Consider the following 21,322-nt stretch of genomic DNA (forward strand, 5'->3'; position numbering starts at 1 on the left):
CTCCATCATATCAAAAACATTTGTTCATTGAAAAAAGTCATCGAAGCGATGACTGTTATTGTGCAGGTTGCTCTATCCCTTGGTTTTTTATCACCAATCTTTGGTGAAGTTCTTTTTCTGGATCCAATGGATAAGCGACCACTTGGCCATTCAGTTTAACTTCAACATTCGTTGCATTTCCAATATTAAGTCGCACTTCTTTTATTGTTGATACATCATGTTTTTCTATTTGACCCTCTTGTACTGTAGTGTTTAAAATTACTTTACCAGTATCATCTTTAACATCTACATAACTCGCACCTTTACCCGATATTTCCAGTTCTAATGTTTTATTGTTATGAATTTCCAAAGTAGATACTTTACCGGCTGTTCCAACTACTTTCACTTCTTCTTGTCCAGTTGGTTGTGCTGGTTGTTCCTCTTTCTTTGGCTCTTCTTTCTTTGGTTCCTCTTTTTTCGGCTCTTCCGCTTTCACTTCATCTTTCTTCGTATCTAACGGAGAGTTTTCTGCTTTTTTAACTTCAATTTTCTCACTTTGAGCGTTCGGAACTTTTTCATCATCTTTTCCAGTTAACGCTTGGAAAACAAACCAAATCACCACTCCAAATGCGATTACTAACAACGCAACTAAAATTTTTGGCATATGATCTGCAATTGGCCATGATGAAGATTTTTGCATTGTTTCTTGTGTTTTTTGTCCTGTTGATACTTGTGGAACGTCGCGTTTTTCAGATTGTGGTATCGTACTCTGATATTCTACAAGCAGTTCCTCTCCATTTAATCCAACCGCATCTGCGTATTGTTTAATGAATGCACGCGCATAAAAAGCTCCTGGCAATACATCATAATTGCCTTCCTCAATCGCTACTAAATGGCGTTTTTGAATTTTTGTAACCTCATGCAGCTGATCAATAGACAAGCCTTTCGTTCCTCTTGCTTCTTTCAGCTTTTGTCCTAATTCTGTCACTACTAACACCTCAATATTTCTTTAAAAGTCAAACATAGAGAAATTATTTTGCGTACCTTGCTCAATTTCATCTACTAAATTATATTGAATTTCTTCATCATAATCGTTACGCAACTCGATAATATAATCAAAATCATCCAATGTGTATTCTGACTGACTCACAAATACGTCAGGATGTTCCACAACTTTCGTTGCAGGTAACCTCATAATTTCACGAACAAGCTGCCAATGCCTTTCGTTAGCACGCTTTGTTGACACGATTCCATCTAAGATGAAAATATTGTCGTCGCTATACTCATCTTCAATCAATTGACTACGAACAGTTTGCTTAATAAGAGTAGATGATACAAATAACCATCTTTTATTTGCACAAACACTTGCGGCAACAATGGATTCTGTTTTTCCGACACGAGGCATTCCTCGTATCCCGATTAGTTTATGACCTTCTTTTTTCATGATTTCAGCCATAAAGTCTACAAGTAATCCTAATTCATCACGTACAAATCGAAATGTCTTCTTATCATCTGCATCTCGTTGTATGTACCTACCATGTCTAACCGCTAGCTTATCTCTGAGCTTTGGCGGACGATATTTCGTTACCGTTATGTTATCCATCGTATTTAAAATTGATTCAAGTCTAGAGATTTGCTCTTGATTATCACACATAAGGAGTAATCCACGTCGTGCATTATCTACACCATTAATTGTGACAATATTAATGCCGAGCATACCGATTAACGAAGAAACGTCACCAAGCAAGCCAGGTCGGTTTTTATGTATTTCATATTCAAAATACCATTCAATCATCCAAGATCACTCCCCTTGCTTACTTTACACCTACGTACTATATTATATGATTTCACCTTAATAGGGAAGCTAAATGTATAATCTAACCCGCGTTATTATTATACAAAAAAAATAGAGAGGAGAATCTCCTCTCTATTTTTTACTTATGTTGTACAAACTTCACCATTAAGTTTGCGATTGTATGTTGCTCTTGTTCATCAGCAACTTTCCAAAGCTCAGACAATAATTTCTCTTGATCGTTGCGCGCTTCTACTTCATTTGCTAAATAATCTCCAACACGAAATGCCATATCTGATACAGCACCGCCATCAAGACCTTTTCCTGATGCCTGTTCTAATCTTTCTCCTAAAAAGCTCTTCCATTGATCAAAATTATCTAAAACTGACATGTGTAAGCACCTCACTACTTAGTAATAGAATCATGCTTAATTTGTACAGTTTTTTATTTTTTATGTAAGAAATTTTTAGCAATGCCAACCGCCGTTCACTCCGATAATTTGTCCCGTTATGTAAGATGCACCTGGCGATACGAGGAATGACACTGTTTTCGCTACTTCGTCTGGTAGTCCCAACCTGCCTAACGGAATCTCTTCAGCAATCCCATTCTTATCCTCTTCTGAAAATACGTTTAACATTTCCGTTTCAATTGCACCTGGCGCTACCGCATTCACTCTTACTCCACTTAATGATACTTCTTTTGCTAAAGCTTTCACATATGAATTTTGTGCACCTTTTACCATCGAGTATAGCACTTCACATGATGCGCCAATTTGTCCCCATATAGACGAAATAAGTACAATATTGCCACTTCTCCGCTGAATCATAGATGGCAGTGCCTTTGATAATAATTTATAAATACTCTTCACTTGAAGTTCTACCATATAATTTAATTCATCGTTCGTTACATCTGTTACGAGTCCAAATATACTCTTCCCAGCTGCATATACGATAACATCAAGAGGCTGTTCAATTCGTTCCCACAATTGCTCTGCTCCATCAGCAGAAGCTAAATTGGCTTGAACGGGAATCACTTCAACCCATTCTTTCTGCAACTCATTCACTTTCTCTTCACTGTTATTATAATGAACATATACTGTATATCCATCTTGAATTAATTGTTTTGAAATAGCAGAGCCAATCCCTCCGCTCCCTCCAGTTACTAATGCATACTTTTTCATATAATTCCTCTCTTATCTCAACAAAATCTTTATCCTACAAATAAATAATACCCTCATCTTACAATTTATCAATGATAAGATGAGGGTATTATTATGAAACCTTTTATTTCTTCGGTAAAACCTGACAAACGCTCATTCTTTCTTCTGATAATAATGTTTTCGCTACTTCTTGTAAATCTTGAACAGTTAACCCTTCTAATACAGTTAATGCTTCAAACAGACTCGATTCATTAAATGCATATCGTGTAAACTGATTTGCAATATATTCCGGTGAATTCAAGGAGCGTAAAAAGCCACCTATTTTCTTTTTCTTTACTCGTTCTAATGCCGCCTCATCTAATTGATCATAATTTGTATTTAATAAAATACCTTTCAAACGCTCTTCCAGCTCATCAGGTTGCTTCGTATCGCCGCCAACCATTGCAAAACCGAAGTTATTCTCTTCCGTATAATCATACGAGAACGAATCGTCAATAAGCCCTTCGTTATATAAAGATTCGTAATGAACGGAGCTTTTTCCAAATAAATAATCTAAAAGTAACGTAAGCGCAATTTCTTGTTTTAAAAGAGCTCTCCCTTTTTCTTTTAAATTCGTCGCCTTAATACCGACTAAACATTTCGGTGTTTGTACAGGCATTGAAATAATTTTCTTCTTTTCATTTACCTCATCTGGTTCTTCTTCAAATGAACGTACAATTTCTGGTTGGTTTTTATAATCTTTTTTCGCTTGATTTTCACGTACTAAATCCATTGTTTTCTCTGGATCAATCGCACCCACAACAAATAGTAACATATTGCTCGGATGATAAAATGTTTCATAACATTCATATAATAGGTCTTTCGTAATTTTACTAATAGACTCGATTGTCCCTGCAATATCAATTTTAATTGGGTGCTTTACAAACAAGCTATCAATTAAACCAAAGTATAAGCGCCAATCTGGATTATCTTGATACATTTGAATTTCTTGCCCAATAATCCCCTTCTCTTTTTCAACTGTTTTTTCAGAGAAGTAAGGCTCTTGTACGAAGTTTAACAATGTATTTAAATTTTGTTCTACATTTGATGTACATGAAAAAAGGTAAGCTGTTCTTGTGAAAGATGTGAACGCATTTGCCGATGCTCCTTGTTTACTAAACAATTGGAAAGCATCATGATCTTCTTTTTCAAATAATTTATGCTCAAGAAAATGAGCAATTCCATCAGGCACACGAATCATTTCTTCTTTACCTAATGGTACGAATGTATTATCCATAGAACCATATTTTGTCGTAAACGTTGCAAATGTTTTATTAAATCCTTGCTTAGGTAAAATATATACATCTAATCCATTAGGAAGTTTTTCATAATAGAGTGTCTCTTTTAATTGCTCATAAACAATTTTCTCCATTTATTCTCCCTCCGTTCCTTGTAAAAAGTAAATTGTATCTAGTTCAATATTTTTAGCAACTTTCACAATCTCTTCTTTCGTCACACTTTCAATACCTGTAAGCCATTCTTCAACCGGACGCGTACGCTCTGAAATAATACCATGATACAACATTTCCACAAATCCGCGTGGTGTATCAATCGCCTCTAATATTTGATTTTGAATGACACTTTTCGTTTGGTGCATCTCTTCTTCAGAAAAATCACCATTTTGCATCGCTAACATTTGTTCTTTAATAATCTCAACAGCTTTTTCATAATTTTTCGCTTCGATCCCTGACATAACAAACAATAAGCCTTTATGACTTTCAAAGCGGGATGCCGCATAGTACGCTAAACTATTTTTTTCACGAACGTTAACGAATAACTTCGAATGAGAAAATCCTCCAAACAATCCATTGAACAATTGCAGTGCAAAATAATCTTCGTCTTTATACGTAATAAACGTACGATAACCGATGTGTAATTTACTTTGTTTTAATTCTTGTTTTTCTACAACTTCTTTTTCTTCATTATTTCTCTTATGAAGAAGTACATTTCTTTCTCTCGCAGGACGCGCTGAAATAGAAAAATACTTACTTACAAGATCAACTGCGTTTTCTGAAATATCACCAATAATGTATAGATCCATTTCATCTTCCGCTAACACTTTTTGATAATATTGATACAAACTTTCATTTGTAATAGAAGAAACACTCTCTTTTTTCCCATTTGCACTTAAACGATATGGTTCTACTTTACACATTTCTTCAATTAAACGCTCGTTTGCATAGCGCATTTTATCATCATACGTAGCTTCAATTCGTTGCAAGAGCGCGCGTTTTTCACTTTCTACGATAGAAGGTAGAAAACCGTTCCCCTCTGTCGCTGGATGTAAAACTATATCCGATAACATAGAAAGTGCTTTTTCAAATAACGGTGGCGCATCATGTAAATATACTTCATTTGCAATGTCCACATAAATAGAGATAATATGGTCTTCACCTTTTTTACTTACATCTACTGCCAAAGAAGATCCGTATAATTCTTCTAAATATTGACGAAGACGAATTACAGAAGGAAGCTTTTCTGTCGCACTTTGTAATACGTATGGCAATAGGGCACGCTCTGTCACCGTCTCCTCATTTAAAGGTGCTTTCAAACGAAATACAAAAGTATTTGTTTTATATTTATCTGTTGGAATAATATGTACTCGTAAACCACCTAACTCATGTAACTGTTGTTCCATTAGTTTCATTTATAGCCCTCCTTTACGTATGTAGGAATATTCCTCTTCAATATACAGTTTTTAGAAATAAAAAATCAACTTTTCTTCCTCACTTTACTTACATTAGGCTCTTTCTAAAAACTTTCATTTGTAAGGAACAGCGTAAAATTCCGTATTAAATATAGTCTATGTAAAAAAGCCCGCACTAATGTGCGAGCTTTTTTTATACTTATCGTTTTCCTTTTTCATAAGGTGTTCCTAATGCTTTCGGAGCTTCAGAACGACCTACAAAACCAACAAGTGCTAATATTGTAAATACATACGGTAATATCGTTAATAAAACACTCGGAATTTGATCTAATACAGGAATTGTTCCACCTGTTACACTTAACGATTGTGCAAAACCAAAGAATAGCGCTGCACCTAATGCACCTAGTGGATTCCACTTCCCAAAGATCATAGCAGCTAACGCTAAGAAACCTTGTCCAGTAATAGTTGCCCCTGAGAAGTTATTAGAAATTGACATTGCAAAAATTGCTCCACCAATTCCAGCAAACACACCTGATATACACACACCAATATAGCGCATTTTATATACGTTAATCCCCATCGTATCAGCTGCCATTGGATGCTCACCAACCGCACGAAGACGCAGACCGAACGGTGTTTTATAAATAACATACCAAACAACGAATGCTAAAATAATAGCAATATACGACGTTATCGGTACGTTCGAGAAGAATATCTTCCCTAAAACCGGAATATCCGAAAGGCCTGGAATATCAATCTTTTCAATACGGTACTGAATAAAGTCAGTCTGTCCTTTATCAAAAATCTTCTTAATTGCAAATACCGTTAATCCAAGAGATAAGAAGTTAATCGCTACACCACTTACAACTTGATCCGCTCGGAATGTAATAGATGCTACCGCATGAAGTAATGCAAATAATCCACTACCAATTGCCGCAAATAATAACGCAATCCACGGAGTCATCGTTCCCCAAGTATCACCCATTAATAAGTTTGTAACAACTCCAATAAATGCACCAAATAGCATTAGTCCTTCTAACCCTATATTTACAACACCTGACCGTTCACTAAATACACCACCTAGTGCTGTAAAAATTATAGGTGCTGATGTATATAACGTACCCGTCACAAGAATGGCTAATATATCTAAAAAGCTCATTTATTTCCCCTCCTTGCTCATGCGTGTAAGCGCCCATCTTAACACATAACTACATGCAACAAAGAAGATGATACATGCAATAATCACATTAATAAGCTCTGATGGTACATCTGCCTCAAAGTTCATTTGAGGGGAAGCACTTTTCAAACCACCAAATAATAAAGCTGAAAGGATAATACCAAACGGATTATTCCCCCCAAGTAAGGCTACGGCAATCCCGTCAAATCCTACTCCTGTAAACGAAGACATTGCTGTCATACTTTGGAATGTTCCTAACCCTTCCATCGCTCCACCAATCCCCGCAAATGCACCAGCAATTGTCATAGAGAATACTACATTGCGAGAAACCTTCATACCAGCATATTGGGAAGCATGTTGATTAAATCCTACCGACTTTAATTCATACCCTAAAGTTGTTCGATCTAATAAGAACCACATTAAAATAGCGATTAAAATTGCTACAACAATTCCCCAGTGAAGGCGCGAACCATCAGTGATGGCAGCAAGCCAGTCTGAAGATAATGACGCACTCGCTTTGATGTCGTACGTTTTATCATTACCCTCATGCAAGAAACGCTTAATAATGTCATATGTTACGTATAACGCAATATAGTTCATCATAATTGTTACAATAACTTCATTAACTTGAAATTTCCCCTTTAAATATCCAGGGATGAAACCCCAAATTCCACCTACCAATGCTGCAAATAAAATAGATAACGGAATGTGAAGAACAGCTGGTAGCGAAACTGCATAACCGAACCAAACTGCTGCAAGCCAACCAACTAGTAATTGACCCTCTACCCCGATATTAAATAAACCTGTACGAAATGCAAACGCCACTGATAAGCCGGCAAGAATAAGCGGGATCATTGTACGAAGCGTTTCACCTATTGCACTTGGGCTACCGAACATTCCTGTCCAAAGTGCACTATAACCAACAATCGGATCATAGCCACTAACTAGCATTACAATTGCTCCGACAAGTAAGCCGAAAATAACGGATAGTACTGGGACTAAAATATTTATCGTTCGTTCTGTTAAAAGTTTTTTAGCCATTTGTACCCACCTGCTCCTTCTTTGTTCCTCCAGCCATTAACAATCCAAGCTGTTGTTCATTCGTTTCTTTCGCATCAACAATTGCTACAATTTTCCCTTCATAAATAACAGCAATTCGGTCACTAACATTTAAGATTTCATCTAACTCTAAAGATAAAAGTAATACACCTTTTCCTTTATCCCTCTGCTCTATTAATCTCTTATGAATAAATTCAATTGCTCCTACGTCTAAACCACGTGTTGGCTGTGCCGCGATTAATAAATCTGGATCACGGTCTACTTCACGTGCAATAATTGCTTTTTGTTGATTCCCCCCAGATAAAGCGCGCGCTAACGTTTGCTCACTAGGTGTACGCACATCAAACTGTTCAATAAGTGCCTTTGCTTTTTCTGTAATTTTACTAAAATTTAAAATCCCTTTCTTTGAAAACGGATTTTTATAGTACGTTTGTAGCACTATATTATCTCTAACAGAAAAATCAAGAACAAGGCCGTGTTTATGACGATCTTCTGGAATATGACCAATTCCTTCCTCTGTAATTCTTCGAACAGGCCAATTCGTTATTTCTTTTCCTTTAATTGCAATAGAACCTGACTCAACTTTTCGTAAACCAGTAATTGCTTCTATCAATTCACTTTGTCCGTTTCCATCAATCCCTGCAATTCCAACAATTTCCCCCGCACGAACAGTTAAGTCAAGGCCTTTTACAGCAGGTAGTTGACGTGCATCGTGAACAACAAGATTTGCAATTGAAAGTACCTCTTCTTTTGGCTTCGCGTCTATTTTTTCTGTTTTAAAATTCACTTGACGTCCGACCATTAATTCTGCAAGTTTATTTTCATCCGTATTTGCAACGTCAACCGTTCCAATCCCTTTTCCTTTACGAATAATCGTACAACGATCGCACACTTCCATAATTTCTTTCAACTTATGTGTAATAAGAACAATAGATTTTCCTTCTTGTACAAGCTTTTTCATAATTTGAATTAGCTCATGAATTTCTTGTGGTGTTAACACAGCTGTCGGTTCATCAAATATTAAAATTTCTGCACCACGGTAAAGTGTTTTTAAAATCTCAACACGCTGCTGCATACCAACTGAAATATCCTGTATTTTCGCATATGGATCTACAGCTAATCCGTATTGTTCAGACAGTTTTTGAATTTCTTTAGCAGCTTCCTCAACAGCAATTTTCCCTTTTTTCTTCGGTTCATTTCCGAGAATAATATTCTCTGTAACTGTAAAATTATGAACAAGCATAAAGTGCTGATGAACCATTCCAATACCAAGGTCATTTGCCACATTTGGATTGGTAATGTTTACAGACTTTCCTTTAATTTTAATTTCACCTTGTTCCGGTTGATACAAACCAAATAGTACATTCATCAATGTGGATTTCCCTGCACCATTTTCTCCAAGTAAAGCATGTATTTCTCCCTGCTTTACTTGCAGCGTAATATCATCATTCGCTACAATGCCTGGGAATACTTTCGTAATGTTATTCATCTCAATTACGTATTCCATTGTGTTCCTCCTTTTAACAGGGAACATTCCCCTATTACACTATTAACTTATTAAGCAATTTGGAAGTTTTATACATACAAAGGTTAGTTCTATGAACTAACCTTTGCTATTTCTCTATTTATTTTTTTAGAGAAGCTTCATATTCTTTATACTCTTTATCTGTAGCTGGTACTTTAATTTCACCATCTGTAATTTTCTTTTCAAGCTCTTCTACTTTTGTTAAAATTTCAGGGTTAACTTTTTTCACGTTGTCAGTTGTTTTTGCTATACCAACACCGTCATCTTTTAAGCCAAACGCTTCTACTTTACCGCCTTTTAATTTACCATCTTTCGCTTCTTGTGCTACTTTTTCAACAGCGATATCTACACGTTTTACCATTGAAGTTAATGTTACGTTTTCAGGCATACCTTCTTGGTTTTGGTCACGGTCAACACCGATTACCCAAACATTTTCACCTTTTTTCTTACGGTTTTTCGCTTCAGTGAACACGCCGTTACCTGTACCACCAGCAGCATGATAAATTACATCTACACCTTGACCATACATTGCTGATGCAAGAACTGTACCTTTTTCAGGTTTATCAAATGCTTCCGCATATTCAGATACGATTTCAATATTTGGATTTACTGCCTTTGCACCAGCTTTAAATCCATTTTCGAATTTACTAATTAAATCACTCTTCATTCCACCAACAAATCCTACTTTATTCGATTTTGTTGACATAGCTGCTACCGCACCCACAAGGAATGATCCTTCATGATCTTTAAATGTAATGCTTGTTACGTTTGGTGCATCTACAACAGTATCAACGATTGCGAATTGTTGTTTTGGAGACTCTTTTGCAACTTCTTTAATTGCACCTTCTAATTTATAACCGATTCCGAAAGATAAATCATACTTATCTTTTGAGAATTTCTTTAAGTTCGGAATATAATCTGCTTCTTTTTCAGACTGTAGGTAACGATAATTTGTTTTTTCCTTTAATCCATTATCTTTACCAAACTTTTTCAAACCTTCCCAAGAAGATTGGTTGAATGATTTATCATCAACGCCCCCAACATCTGTTACCATACCAACTTTGAATTCTTTATCTTCTTTCTTGTCACTGCTCGCCTTATCCGAGTTACCACATGCACCTAAAACCGTGCTTGCTGCTAATGTTAATGATAATAAAAGACCTGTTTTTTTCTTCATACTAGAAACCCCTCCTGAAATTATATATCTCTCTTTATTCTTACGCTGCTGTCCCTAACTTCTTGCTGTCACCTCCCTAAAATGGAACTTACCTACATACGTTTTCTTAATACGTGGAAGCTAAACTTGTCAGCTCTAAAGTAATTGATAGAATATAAGATTGGCTCATCATTTTGATCATAGTGCATTTGTTTTAAAACTAGCAGTGCTGTTTCTGGTTCACATTCTAAAATCGGTGAGATTTTCGGATGATAGCCAATTGGCTCAATGTGTGCAACCGCGTATGTGATACGTTTATGCGTATTGTTATGTATCACTGTAAGCAATGATTCCTCGTTGTATCCCGATAAATCCGGCAAGATTTCTTTTGCAAGTTTATCGATACAATATACAACAGGTTCCCCATCTGCTGTACGCACACGCTCAATCATTACTGCATTAAAACCATCGTCACTATTAAACTTCTCTTTTTCTTCTTCTGTTAAACTTGTTGTAGATGATGATAAAAAGATAGTTCCTGGTGTTTTCCCCACACTAGAAATCATATCTGTAATGCTGGAAAGTTGTTCAATCCCAGAAGAAAATAACGGCTTTGCATTTACAAATGTCCCTACACCATGTCTACGAATGACAACATTTTCTTCTTCTAAAATACGCAGCGCTTCCCTTAAAGTCGCCCTACTTACACCAAGTTCTTTCGCTAAATCAAACTCTGATGGTAACTTCTGTCTTTCTTTGTAAGCTCCATCTTTAATTTTTTCTTTGATGTGATCAATCACCCGTAAATATAGGTGACGACTATCGGATTTTACTGACATAAGACTCCCCCGCATTTCAATTATTCGACCTCTGATGTAAGACTTCTTTTCTCTTTTTTCAACTTACAACATAATAAAAATTGCTACATACTAAAAATAAGCTTAATTGTCGAATAAATATTAATAATTTTTTAAGATGAAATTTTCACTCTTTACTGCATAAAAAAAACTTTGCACCATAAACATTCCTCATTTCGAGAAAAAGTTCGGCACAAAGATCTCTTACATCCTTTGTTACACACTTTTCCCCTCATAGTCCAGCAATTCATGGTTGCCAGGTAGAAACTTATGGACCTTATCTCCAAGATTATATGAGGCAGTGATTCTTTTCGAAGTAATCTTACCACTTGCTCCCATACGTGTCAACAAAATTTAACATTTTTCTACATTAAATATCGAACATTCATCAAAAACATATTCAAAGCATTCGTATTCTAAAGAACCCCTTCTAATGTAAGCCCTTTCTTAGTAGCTGAATATAGTATATAACAAAACCAGTATATAAAAAAGCCTAATTGTAAAAACAATTAGGCTTTTTTTATGAACTTTTCTCTTGTACATCATTAATGAGCACTTCTCGTGGTTTACTACCTTCATACGGACCTACTACACCATTCATTTCCATTGCATCAATCAAACGGGCAGCTCGCGTATAACCTACCCTAAACCTACGTTGCAACATAGAAACAGATGCTGTTTGCATTTCCACTACGAGCTGAACTGCTTCATCATATAATTCATCTTCTACTTCCTGCTTCGTATCGGGAACATCTTGCGGAATCATATCTTCTTGATATTGCGCTTTTTGCTGACCAATAACATATTCTACAACTCTCTCAACTTCATCATCTGATAAAAACGCACCTTGTACACGTACAGGCTTCGATGCACCAATTGGTATAAACAGCATATCTCCACGACCTAGTAGTTTCTCTGCACCACCACCGTCAAGAATTGTACGAGAATCTGTTTGAGAAGATACAGCGAATGCAATACGTGATGGAATATTCGCTTTAATAACTCCCGTAATAACATCAACTGAAGGACGCTGCGTTGCAATAATTAAATGAATACCAGCCGCACGGGCCATTTGCGCTAGACGCATAATCGCATCCTCTACATCCGATGAAGCAACCATCATTAAATCTGCTAACTCGTCCACAATAACTACAATATAAGGTAATTCCGGTTGTTTCGCTTCTGATTGACTATTATGTTCTTTTATATAGTCATTGTACCCTTCGATATTACGCGTGCCACTATGAGCAAATAACTCATAACGACGCTCCATCTCGCTCACAACTTTTTTCAAAGCTTGTGATGCTTTTTTCGGATCAGTTACAACTGGTGTTAATAAGTGTGGAACACCGTTATATACATTTAACTCTACCATTTTCGGATCAATCATCATTAATTTTACTTCATGTGGTTTTGCACGCATTAAAATACTAACAATAATACCGTTAATACATACACTTTTCCCGCTACCCGTCGCCCCAGCTACTAGTAAATGGGGCATTTTATTTAAACGGGCTAATACAGCTTCACCTGTAATATCTCGTCCAAGACCAATTAACAACTTCTCTTCTGGATGATTATTAGCCTTAGAATCAAGGACTTCTCGAAGTGTTACCATAGAAACTTCTGAGTTCGGAACTTCAATCCCTACAGCTGATTTCCCGGGAATTGGTGCCTCAATACGAATATCTTTCGCAGCTAAAGCAAGTGCTAAATCGTCACTTAAACTAACGATTTTGCTTACCTTTACTCCCATATCAGGATATACTTCATATTTTGTGACTGCAGGACCTCTATGTACTTTTGTTACTTTCGCTTTCACTCCAAAGCTTTGGAATGTACGTTCTAATTTACGAGCATTCTCATAAATTTCTGCATTTTCATTTGTAACTTGCTTGTTCTTAGGAAATTTCAATATATCAAGTGCAGGAAGCTTGTAATCTTTATTTTCTACATTTGAAAATTGCATAGGAGGTGCTTGTGTTTCACCCTCTAGCGATTCAACAATTTTTTCTCCACGCTTTTTCTTAGATTCATCAGCAGGCGGAGCCTCTTCAATAGGCGGCGAAGTTATCAACTCTGCTTCCTGTACTTCACCAATTCGTTTGTCCTCTTCTTCATTTACTGGATAATTCTCAGTAAAATTCGAAATAATAGGAGGATCAATTGAGATTTCTTCCATCGGCTCAATAATTTCTTCTTGTTCTGCAGCACGTTTGCTCCTTGTGCTTCTCGTTGTTTTTTTCTTTTCTGTTTGCTCAGCCGTTCTTTTGGATCTCCAATCTTTATAATCCCCTTGCATTACTTCAAATTGACTTCTAAGGATTCTTCCTACAGGGGCAAGTACTTCCCCAATATGCTTATTTGTTATACAAAGTATGCCGAGTATCACTAAAATAATTCCAATAATATAGGCTCCTACTTCATCAAATAAGAAGTAACATGTCGCGAACATAAGCGCGCCAAACATACCACCGCCTAAATGAACGCTATCTGGACCCTTTTTCATTTCAAGAAAGAAGTTATCTTTCGTACTCACAATAACAGAAGTATTTTGCACTGCTCCATCTTTCGTAAGTAGGTTAAATAATGTAATATGACTAAACATTAATATCGCCAATACTATTAAATAAAAACCGATTAACCGTTTATTTAAAAGGTTCGGCCATCCACGTTTGATAACAAACGAAACCGATAAAGCTATTACACCTAACACACCAATTATGTACCACTCACCAAAGAAGAAGCGAAAAAATAACACAAACGATTTCCCTACAACGCCTAGCTGTAAAATCGTAATGATTGAAAGTGCAAAAAGAGTTAAACCGACGATTTCATAATACAAAGTTGGCTTTATCGTGCGTCTTGCTTTTGCCTTCGTCCCTCTTTGCTTTTGTTTTGCCATTTCTTCACCTCGTGTTCTACATGTAAATAGAGCTTCCTGAAAAAAGCTCTACTTATATGTCTGTTTTCTCTATTTTTTCAGGTCTTATATCTTCTATTTTTACACTTCTTGTAAATTGTTAAATAAACAGAAGAAAGCAGCCCTCTCATGGCTGCTCAACCGTCTTGTTTTTTATATTATACCATAGCTTCTAAACAAAATCCTTCTTTTTGCTAAAAGGTTATTTTCTGACCAGGCTCAAACTCTAAGTAGTGAAGCGGATCCGTACTTAGCACACGTACAATAGAATAATACCCATGTTCTTCTTCAGAAACCATTAACTCAACACCGTTTATATTTACAACTTTTTGACTTTCACATTGCGAATAATCGGCTGGATAGACAAGTTGCTCCGGCATAATTGTATATAAAATCATTGCAACATTGTCCCTTCTGCACGATCATCCCCGCGTGCATCTATTAATTCGTTCAATTTTCGAATCGCATTTCCGATACCACCGACATCATCTATAAGACCATATTTCACTGCATCTCCGCCAATTACATTCGTTCCAATATCTCGCGTCAAATTCCCTTTCGCAAACATAAGCTCTTTAAAACGATCTTCCGTTACTTTCGAATGCTTCGTCACAAATCGTATGACTCTTTCTTGCATTTTATCTAAATACTCAAATGTTTGCGGCACACCTATAACAAGACCTGTTAGACGAATAGGATGAATTGTCATCGTCGCAGTTTCCGCAATAAATGAATAGTCCGTAGAGACAGCAATCGGTACACCGATAGAATGTCCTCCGCCCAGAACAAGTGATACTGTTGGCTTTGAAAGCGAAGCGACCATTTCAGAAATTGCTAGCCCAGCTTCAACATCACCACCAACCGTGTTTAATATTAAAAGTAAACCTTCAATTTTCGGATTTTGTTCTATCGCAACAATTTGCGGAATGATATGCTCATATTTCGTTGTTTTATTTTGCGGCGGCAACTGAACATGACCTTCCACCTGTCCAATGATTGTTAAACAATGAATACGCGATTCATTCATTTGTGGTACATTCGTTTGTCCAAGCTGTTGTATTTTTTCCACTATTGAAGCTTCTTTTCCAGTTTCTTTCGGCTCAGCCTCTTTCTCTTCATTTGTATAACGATCACGTTCTGTCATATCGCATCCCCTTTCACTCGTATATCACTATTATTTCTTAAGTTATAAATTTCATTCGATAGAGTTTAAAAAGAAAAAAAGATCACCCGTAAAGGTGACCTTTTTTAAACTTCCATAATAATCGGTAAAATCATAGGTTTTCTCTTTGTCTCTTCGTACAAGAATTGTCCTAATAATTCACGAATATTTTGTTTTAACATAGACCATTCAATTGAATATTCTTTAATTGATTGCTCAACAATCATACGTACAATCTCTGTAGAGCGGTCAATTAACGCTTCTGATTCACGTACATACACAAAACCACGTGAAATGATTTCTGGGCCAGAAACAATTTTCTTTTCATCCTTACCAAGTGTTACAACAACTACTAATATTCCATCTTGAGATAACATTTTTCTATCTCGAAGAACGATATTACCAACGTCACCTACACCTAATCCATCAATTAATACATTGCCCGCTTGCACTTTACCAACTAAGTTCGCTTCATCGTCACCAAAACCGATTACATCGCCTTTTTCTACGATAAAGATATTTTCTCTTGCAATACCTACATCTTCAGCTAAATATGCATGTGCTTTTTGCATACGGAACTCACCATGTACGGGTACAAAATATTTCGGTTTCATTAAATTTAACATTAATTTTAATTCTTCTTGGCTACCATGACCTGAAACGTGAACTTTTCTTTCACCGTAATAAACAACTTCAGCTCCCGCTCTAAATAACAAGTCGATAATTTTTGATACAGATATTTCATTACCCGGAATTGGAGAAGCCGCAATAATAACCGTATCACCTTTACGAATTGAAATTTGTTTATGAGCTTGCTTCGCCATTCTAGAAAGGGCCGCCATCGGTTCACCTTGGCTACCTGTCGTTAAAATAGCTACCTTTTTCTCTGGGAAATTGTCTACTTCTTGTAGTGAAATAACCATACCTTCTGGAACATCTAAATAACCAAGACGTCTTGCGATATCTACTACTTTCACCATACTACGTCCTACAACCGCTACTTTTCGTCCTGTTTCAGCAGCTGCATCAAATACTTGTTGAATACGATGTACATTCGATGCAAATGAAGCAACGATAATACGTCCTTCTGCGCCGTAGAACACTTTAGAAATTTCTACACCAACTTCTTTTTCAGAACCTGTATAGCCTGGACGCTCAGCATTTGTACTATCAGATAATAAGCACAGTACGCCTTCATTTCCAATTTGCGCCATTTTCCCAAGATCTGCTCCACTATTTCCAATTGGAGTTTGATCGAATTTAAAGTCTCCTGTATATACAATCGCACCTTTTGATGTATGGAAACAAACACCAACAGAATCTGGAATACTATGTGTCGTTCCAAAGAATGACACCGTTGTAGTATTAAACTCTACTGTTGAATTTGAATCGATTGTTTTTAAGTCTACACGGCCTAACATACCCGCTTCGCCAAGTTTTTCTTGTATAAGTCCTACTGTTAATTTCGTTGCATACACTGGAATAGATAATTTACGAAGTACGTAAACAATACCACCGATATGATCTTCATGACCGTGAGTAATAAATAAACCTTTTACTCGCTCTTGGTTTTCCACTAAATATGTAATATCAGGAATAACGATATCAATTCCAAACATTTCATCTCCCGGGAACATTAACCCTGCATCTACAATAAAGATTTCAGAATCAATTTCAACACAGTACATGTTTTTCCCGATTTCACCTACTCCACCAAGAGCAAATACTTTAACAGACTCATTCTCTTTTCTCTTCATGTTGTTGCCTGGTTTAAAAATCTTTCAAACACTGATTTCACTAAAATTGCAGAGACACCAGGGGAAACTCTACAACCACCATATATTCACCGTCCAAGACGAATGTCCTTACCGTTATGCGATATCATGTCCTTGTTTATTTTTTAAACCAGGTTTCACCTCTCTTTCATTATATAAATCAAATATCTTATTCGATATGATATGAAAATGTAATCAAATTATAATTTTTACCAATTTTGCTAAGCATACCCGTACTAAGCTACTTAGCCATATTATACCTGATACAAGAAATAGAACACAAGTTAAATCGTGCGAAAGAATAGGTAAAAGAACGGAATTATAACAAAAGTATCGAACGTATTTCCTTTATATTTACTTCAATTTTATACTCTATATTATTTTGAAGAAATAGCCATACATACACTAAATTCATTTCATAATATGGATTTTCAAGACTTATTTTTCTAAAATTGAACAAAAACACAGACAAAATGGAGTTTTTTTATGAATTACGTGACATTTGAGGGGATTTCTCTAAAAAACAGAAGCGGTGGTTTATTACGTATATACAAATGTTTATTCTATAATCACTTTAGTTTTTTATTCATTTCAAGGGTACGATATTTTCTTATACATGTTGCAATACATAATGAAAAAGCGGTTAATAATCTTATAAGTATTCATGTAGGTAAGAAAAGAACGGCAAAGATTTTCTTACCAATAAAAAATGACCTAGTTCTACACTAGGTCATTTTTTATTAACGAGGGATAGATTGCATAACAGATTGTAACGTTATTCTTTCTTCTTCTGTTAACGGAAGAAGTGGTAAACGTACAGAACCTACGTCTAATCCAACCATTTGTAACGCTGTTTTTACTGGCGTTGGGCTTGGCGCCATAAATAATGAATCCGTTACTCTTACAAGTAATTGATGTAATTTTTGCGCCTTCTTGAATTCTCCTGCTTGGAATGCTGCAATCATTTCTTGCATTTCATTTCCAATCACATGAGATGCTACAGAAACGATACCTTTCGCTCCAACTGCCATAGCTGGTAACGTTAAACCATCATCACCGCTGTATACTGCAAAGTCGTCCGCTGTTTTTTCAATGATTTCTGTCATTGTTAACACATCGCCGCCTGCATCTTTAATCGCAACAATGTTTTCTATTTCTGATAAACGAACAACTGTATCAACGGAGATTTGTACAATAGATCGTCCTGGAACGTTATATAGCATAACCGGAAGCGGCGTACTTTCAGCAATTACTTTAAAGTGCTGATACATTCCTTCTTGACTCGGTTTGTTATAATACGGTGCTACTAGCATTACTGCATCAACACCAACTTCTGTTGCCTTTTTAGTTAAGTCAATAGAAGCATGCGTATTATTACTACCTGTTCCAGCGATTACGGGCACCCTTTTATCGACAACAGATACGACATGGCGATATAACGCTACTTTTTCTTCTGAAGTTAATGTAGGAGATTCGCCTGTCGTTCCTCCTACCACGATTGCTGTTGTACCGTTATCTATTAAATAATTTACCAATTTCGTTGTCTTTGCAAAATCGATATTTCCGTTTTTATCAAACGGAGTTACCATCGCGGTTGCAATTGTCCCAAAATCTATCATGGTCTCACTCCTTATTGTTCCAGTTGCTTTTCTTTTGAAAGCTCAAACGCACTATGTAATGCATTTACAGCCTCCACTAAATCAGTTTCTTTTACAAGAACCCAAATTGTCGTATGGCTATCTGCCGATTGCAGAATTTGAATACCTTTTTCCGCTAAAGCTGTAACGATTTTCGCAGTAACCCCTGGGTAGCCTGCCATTCCAGCTCCTACAATAGATACTTTTGCACAATGCTCTGTCACAATTGGCTCATATCCAAGGTTTTTTAATAATTCAACTGCACGACTTGATACACTATCACTCACCGTATAAGCTACTCCAGTAGGTGAAATGTTAATTAAATCGACACTGATTCCTTCATTCGCCATTTCTTTAAACACATGCTGTTGTAAATCATATGCTGTTTCTTTTGCAAGCACTTTAATTTGCGTCACATTTGATACATGAGCGATACCTGTAACAGGACGTTCTTCTACATCACGGCCTTTTGTCGCACCGTCCGATGCTGAAATAAGCGTACCTTCACTATCAGAATACGTAGAACGTACACGAAGTGGTACTTTGGCATGCATCGCAATTTCAACTGCACGTGGATGAACGACTTTTGCACCTTGATATGCCATGTTACAAATTTCATTGTACGTTACCGTTTGAAGATGACGTGCATCTTTTACAATACGAGGATCCGCAGTCATAACACCTTCTACATCTGTAAAGATATCAATAAATTCAGCATGAAGCGCAACACCTAATGCAGAAGCTGAAGTATCGCTACCTCCGCGTCCCAGTGTTGTCGTATCACCTTTTTTCGTTTGTCCTTGGAATCCTGTAACGACGATTACATCTACATTTTCTAGCTCTTCATGTATACGATCGCAGTTCATTTCAATAATCTTAGCATTTGTAAAATCATCATTTGTTACAAAACCAGCTTGTGCACCATTTAATGCCGCTGCTTTTATACCGCTCTCATTTAACATGTTAGAGAAAACGATTGCTGAGATTAATTCTCCGCATGATAATAATAAATCTTGCTCACGATTAGAAATGTGAGATTCCTCTTGATTTACAAGACTTAACAAAGTATCAGTTGCATATGGTTCACCTTTACGGCCCATAGCAGAGACGACAGTAACTACTTTATAACCCGCATCTAGCGATTTTTTTATATGATGAAGCGCATGCTTACGTCCATTTTCATCACGTACGGATGTGCCACCAAATTTTTGAACAATAATTTTCATATTTTGCACCTTCTCTTAGCCGTTTACACTAATTGTAATTTTACTAAGCGCTCTGCAATTTGAACAGAATTCCATGCAGCGCCTTTTAATAAGTTATCAGATACGACCCAAAGATGGAATCCTTTATCGTTATTTAAATCTTTACGGATTCTTCCAACGAATACTTCGTTTTTACCTACTGCAGTAGCTGGCATTGGATATAACTGCTCTTCTGGGTTATCTTGTAGAACAATACCTTCTGCATTTGCAAGTAAATTCTTGAATTCTTCTACTGTTACACCTTCTTTTTCTACTTCGATGTAAACAGACTCAGAGTGACCTGATACAACCGGTAAACGTACACATGTTGCCGCTACTTCTAGCTCTGGCATATGCATAATTTTTTTCGTTTCATTAATCATTTTCATTTCTTCAAACGTAAATCCATTATCTTGGAATTTATCAATCTGTGGAATCGCGTTGAAAGCAATTTGGAAATGTTTCTTATCACCTGATACAGGTAAAACATTTGCCTTCACTTCTTCGCCATTTAAGATTGCTTGTGATTGTTCATGAAGTTCTTCAATCGCTGCCGCACCAGCACCTGATACAGCTTGATATGTGGAAACGATTACTCGTTTTAAACCATATTGCTGACGAACTGGCTCAAGAGCTACTACCATTTGAATTGTAGAACAGTTTGGATTTGCAATAATACCATTATGTTCTTTTAAGTCGTTTTCATTTACTTCAGGTACAACAAGTGGCACGTTTTCTGTCATACGGAATGCACTTGTATTATCAACAACAATCGCACCGCGCTTTGCTGCTTCTGGCGCTAATTGTTTTGATACAGATCCACCAGCACTAAATAGTGCGATATCTACTCCTTCAAAACTTTCAGGAGTTGCCTCTTGAACTGTAACTTCTTCGCCTTTAAATACAAGTTTCTTACCTGCAGATCGTTTAGATGAAAGTAACGTTAATTTCCCGATTGGAAATTCTCGTTTCTCTAAAGTATTTAACATTTGTTCACCAACTGCGCCGGTTGCTCCAACTACAGCGACATGAAAAGTTTTTTGCTTTTCCATCACTATGCCCCTTTCTAGATACCAATCCTTCTATAACTTAGAATCAGAAGGAGTATAGAATACCCCTTCTAATCTTAATAACGTTAATTTTATCATATTCTACAGTAAGAATGATGGTTTCATCAAAAATTGTCCGTTT

The 21,322-nt window shown here is 36.4% G+C and carries 18 protein-coding genes and 1 riboswitch; all 18 genes read right to left on the reverse strand.

What is annotated here, in order from left to right; all coding sequences use genetic code 11:
• Window positions 1–55 precede the first annotated feature (55 nt).
• The 18 genes from FOT98_RS12065 to asd all read right to left on the reverse strand — a co-directional run bounded on the left by FOT98_RS12065 (window position 56) and on the right by asd (window position 21,183).
• Window positions 56–967 carry a helix-turn-helix domain-containing protein gene (locus tag FOT98_RS12065; RefSeq protein WP_063260399.1) on the reverse strand — a complete coding sequence of 304 codons (912 nt, stop codon included), beginning with the start codon at window positions 965–967 and terminating at the stop codon, window positions 56–58.
• A gap of 21 nt (window positions 968–988) precedes the next feature.
• On the reverse strand, window positions 989–1,774 hold the full coding sequence (locus FOT98_RS12070) for a DUF3388 domain-containing protein (RefSeq protein ID WP_000574107.1): 786 nt from the start codon (window positions 1,772–1,774) through the stop codon (window positions 989–991).
• Window positions 1,775–1,913: 139 nt separating this feature from the next.
• The gene (locus FOT98_RS12075) at window positions 1,914–2,162 is read right to left on the reverse strand and encodes a DUF3243 domain-containing protein (protein ID WP_000114455.1); all 249 of its coding nucleotides are present in this window, start codon (window positions 2,160–2,162) and stop codon (window positions 1,914–1,916) included.
• 75 nt (window positions 2,163–2,237) lie between these two features.
• The gene (gene ymfI, locus FOT98_RS12080) at window positions 2,238–2,951 is read right to left on the reverse strand and encodes an elongation factor P 5-aminopentanone reductase (protein WP_063260400.1); all 714 of its coding nucleotides are present in this window, start codon (window positions 2,949–2,951) and stop codon (window positions 2,238–2,240) included.
• A gap of 103 nt (window positions 2,952–3,054) precedes the next feature.
• Window positions 3,055–4,341: an EF-P 5-aminopentanol modification-associated protein YfmH gene (gene yfmH, locus FOT98_RS12085; RefSeq protein ID WP_063260401.1), complete on the reverse strand. Its 1,287-nt coding sequence runs from the start codon at window positions 4,339–4,341 to the stop codon at window positions 3,055–3,057.
• Window positions 4,342–5,616, reverse strand: coding sequence for an EF-P 5-aminopentanol modification-associated protein YfmF (yfmF, locus tag FOT98_RS12090; protein ID WP_063260402.1), 1,275 nt, complete (start codon window positions 5,614–5,616; stop codon window positions 4,342–4,344).
• 199 nt (window positions 5,617–5,815) lie between these two features.
• On the reverse strand, window positions 5,816–6,775 hold the full coding sequence (locus FOT98_RS12095) for an ABC transporter permease (RefSeq protein WP_000008857.1): 960 nt from the start codon (window positions 6,773–6,775) through the stop codon (window positions 5,816–5,818).
• Window positions 6,776–7,834, reverse strand: a complete 1,059-nt coding sequence (locus FOT98_RS12100) for an ABC transporter permease (protein ID WP_001085261.1) — start codon at window positions 7,832–7,834, stop codon at window positions 6,776–6,778.
• The gene (locus FOT98_RS12105; protein WP_000456925.1) at window positions 7,827–9,359 is read right to left on the reverse strand and encodes an ABC transporter ATP-binding protein; all 1,533 of its coding nucleotides are present in this window, start codon (window positions 9,357–9,359) and stop codon (window positions 7,827–7,829) included. The genes FOT98_RS12100 and FOT98_RS12105 overlap by 8 nt, the downstream gene beginning before the upstream one ends.
• Before the next feature lie 118 nt (window positions 9,360–9,477).
• Window positions 9,478–10,554, reverse strand: a complete 1,077-nt coding sequence (locus FOT98_RS12110) for a BMP family lipoprotein (RefSeq protein WP_063260403.1) — start codon at window positions 10,552–10,554, stop codon at window positions 9,478–9,480.
• 92 nt (window positions 10,555–10,646) lie between these two features.
• Window positions 10,647–11,372, reverse strand: coding sequence for a GntR family transcriptional regulator (locus FOT98_RS12115; RefSeq protein ID WP_061678186.1), 726 nt, complete (start codon window positions 11,370–11,372; stop codon window positions 10,647–10,649).
• A gap of 233 nt (window positions 11,373–11,605) precedes the next feature.
• Window positions 11,606–11,707: riboswitch (purine riboswitch) on the reverse strand.
• 203 nt (window positions 11,708–11,910) lie between these two features.
• Window positions 11,911–14,295 (reverse strand): DNA translocase FtsK, encoded by a 2,385-nt coding sequence (locus tag FOT98_RS12120; protein WP_063260404.1) that lies wholly within the window; start codon window positions 14,293–14,295, stop codon window positions 11,911–11,913.
• 212 nt (window positions 14,296–14,507) lie between these two features.
• Entirely contained in the window at window positions 14,508–14,711 is a 204-nt protein-coding gene (locus FOT98_RS12125; protein ID WP_000605027.1) for a YlzJ-like family protein, read from the reverse strand.
• Entirely contained in the window at window positions 14,708–15,457 is a 750-nt protein-coding gene (tepA, locus tag FOT98_RS12130; RefSeq protein ID WP_063260405.1) for a translocation-enhancing protein TepA, read from the reverse strand. Before tepA ends, FOT98_RS12125 begins: the two co-directional genes overlap by 4 nt.
• Before the next feature lie 104 nt (window positions 15,458–15,561).
• On the reverse strand, window positions 15,562–17,232 hold the full coding sequence (locus FOT98_RS12135) for a ribonuclease J (protein ID WP_000823086.1): 1,671 nt from the start codon (window positions 17,230–17,232) through the stop codon (window positions 15,562–15,564).
• 758 nt (window positions 17,233–17,990) lie between these two features.
• A complete protein-coding gene (gene dapA / locus FOT98_RS12145; protein ID WP_063260406.1) occupies window positions 17,991–18,869 on the reverse strand; it encodes a 4-hydroxy-tetrahydrodipicolinate synthase in 879 nt (292 codons plus the stop codon).
• An 11-nt stretch (window positions 18,870–18,880) separates the two neighbouring features.
• On the reverse strand, window positions 18,881–20,113 hold the full coding sequence (gene dapG / locus FOT98_RS12150) for an aspartate kinase (RefSeq protein WP_063260407.1): 1,233 nt from the start codon (window positions 20,111–20,113) through the stop codon (window positions 18,881–18,883).
• A 23-nt stretch (window positions 20,114–20,136) separates the two neighbouring features.
• Entirely contained in the window at window positions 20,137–21,183 is a 1,047-nt protein-coding gene (gene asd, locus FOT98_RS12155) for an aspartate-semialdehyde dehydrogenase (RefSeq protein WP_063260408.1), read from the reverse strand.
• Between the last annotated feature and the right edge of the window lie 139 nt (window positions 21,184–21,322).

Origin of the sequence: Bacillus sp. HY001, from assembly GCF_007558965.1 — a bacterium.
GTDB classification, from domain to species: Bacteria; Bacillota; Bacilli; order Bacillales; family Bacillaceae_G; genus Bacillus_A; species Bacillus_A mobilis.

Excerpts from the sequence above, each read along its gene's own strand:
- FOT98_RS12070 (WP_000574107.1), bottom strand. The coding sequence starts at position 1,774 with ATGATTGAATGGTATTTTGAATATGAAATACATAAAAACCGACCTGGC.
- FOT98_RS12075 (WP_000114455.1), bottom strand. The coding sequence starts at position 2,162 with ATGTCAGTTTTAGATAATTTTGATCAATGGAAGAGCTTTTTAGGAGAA.
- ymfI (WP_063260400.1), bottom strand. The coding sequence starts at position 2,951 with ATGAAAAAGTATGCATTAGTAACTGGAGGGAGCGGAGGGATTGGCTCT.
- yfmH (WP_063260401.1), bottom strand. The coding sequence starts at position 4,341 with ATGGAGAAAATTGTTTATGAGCAATTAAAAGAGACACTCTATTATGAA.
- yfmF (WP_063260402.1), bottom strand. The coding sequence starts at position 5,616 with ATGAAACTAATGGAACAACAGTTACATGAGTTAGGTGGTTTACGAGTA.
- FOT98_RS12095 (WP_000008857.1), bottom strand. The coding sequence starts at position 6,775 with ATGAGCTTTTTAGATATATTAGCCATTCTTGTGACGGGTACGTTATAT.
- FOT98_RS12100 (WP_001085261.1), bottom strand. The coding sequence starts at position 7,834 with ATGGCTAAAAAACTTTTAACAGAACGAACGATAAATATTTTAGTCCCA.
- FOT98_RS12105 (WP_000456925.1), bottom strand. The coding sequence starts at position 9,359 with ATGGAATACGTAATTGAGATGAATAACATTACGAAAGTATTCCCAGGC.
- FOT98_RS12110 (WP_063260403.1), bottom strand. The coding sequence starts at position 10,554 with ATGAAGAAAAAAACAGGTCTTTTATTATCATTAACATTAGCAGCAAGC.
- FOT98_RS12115 (WP_061678186.1), bottom strand. The coding sequence starts at position 11,372 with ATGTCAGTAAAATCCGATAGTCGTCACCTATATTTACGGGTGATTGAT.
- FOT98_RS12120 (WP_063260404.1), bottom strand. The coding sequence starts at position 14,295 with ATGGCAAAACAAAAGCAAAGAGGGACGAAGGCAAAAGCAAGACGCACG.
- FOT98_RS12125 (WP_000605027.1), bottom strand. The coding sequence starts at position 14,711 with ATGATTTTATATACAATTATGCCGGAGCAACTTGTCTATCCAGCCGAT.
- tepA (WP_063260405.1), bottom strand. The coding sequence starts at position 15,457 with ATGACAGAACGTGATCGTTATACAAATGAAGAGAAAGAGGCTGAGCCG.
- FOT98_RS12135 (WP_000823086.1), bottom strand. The coding sequence starts at position 17,232 with ATGAAGAGAAAAGAGAATGAGTCTGTTAAAGTATTTGCTCTTGGTGGA.
- dapA (WP_063260406.1), bottom strand. The coding sequence starts at position 18,869 with ATGATAGATTTTGGGACAATTGCAACCGCGATGGTAACTCCGTTTGAT.
- dapG (WP_063260407.1), bottom strand. The coding sequence starts at position 20,113 with ATGAAAATTATTGTTCAAAAATTTGGTGGCACATCCGTACGTGATGAA.
- asd (WP_063260408.1), bottom strand. The coding sequence starts at position 21,183 with ATGGAAAAGCAAAAAACTTTTCATGTCGCTGTAGTTGGAGCAACCGGC.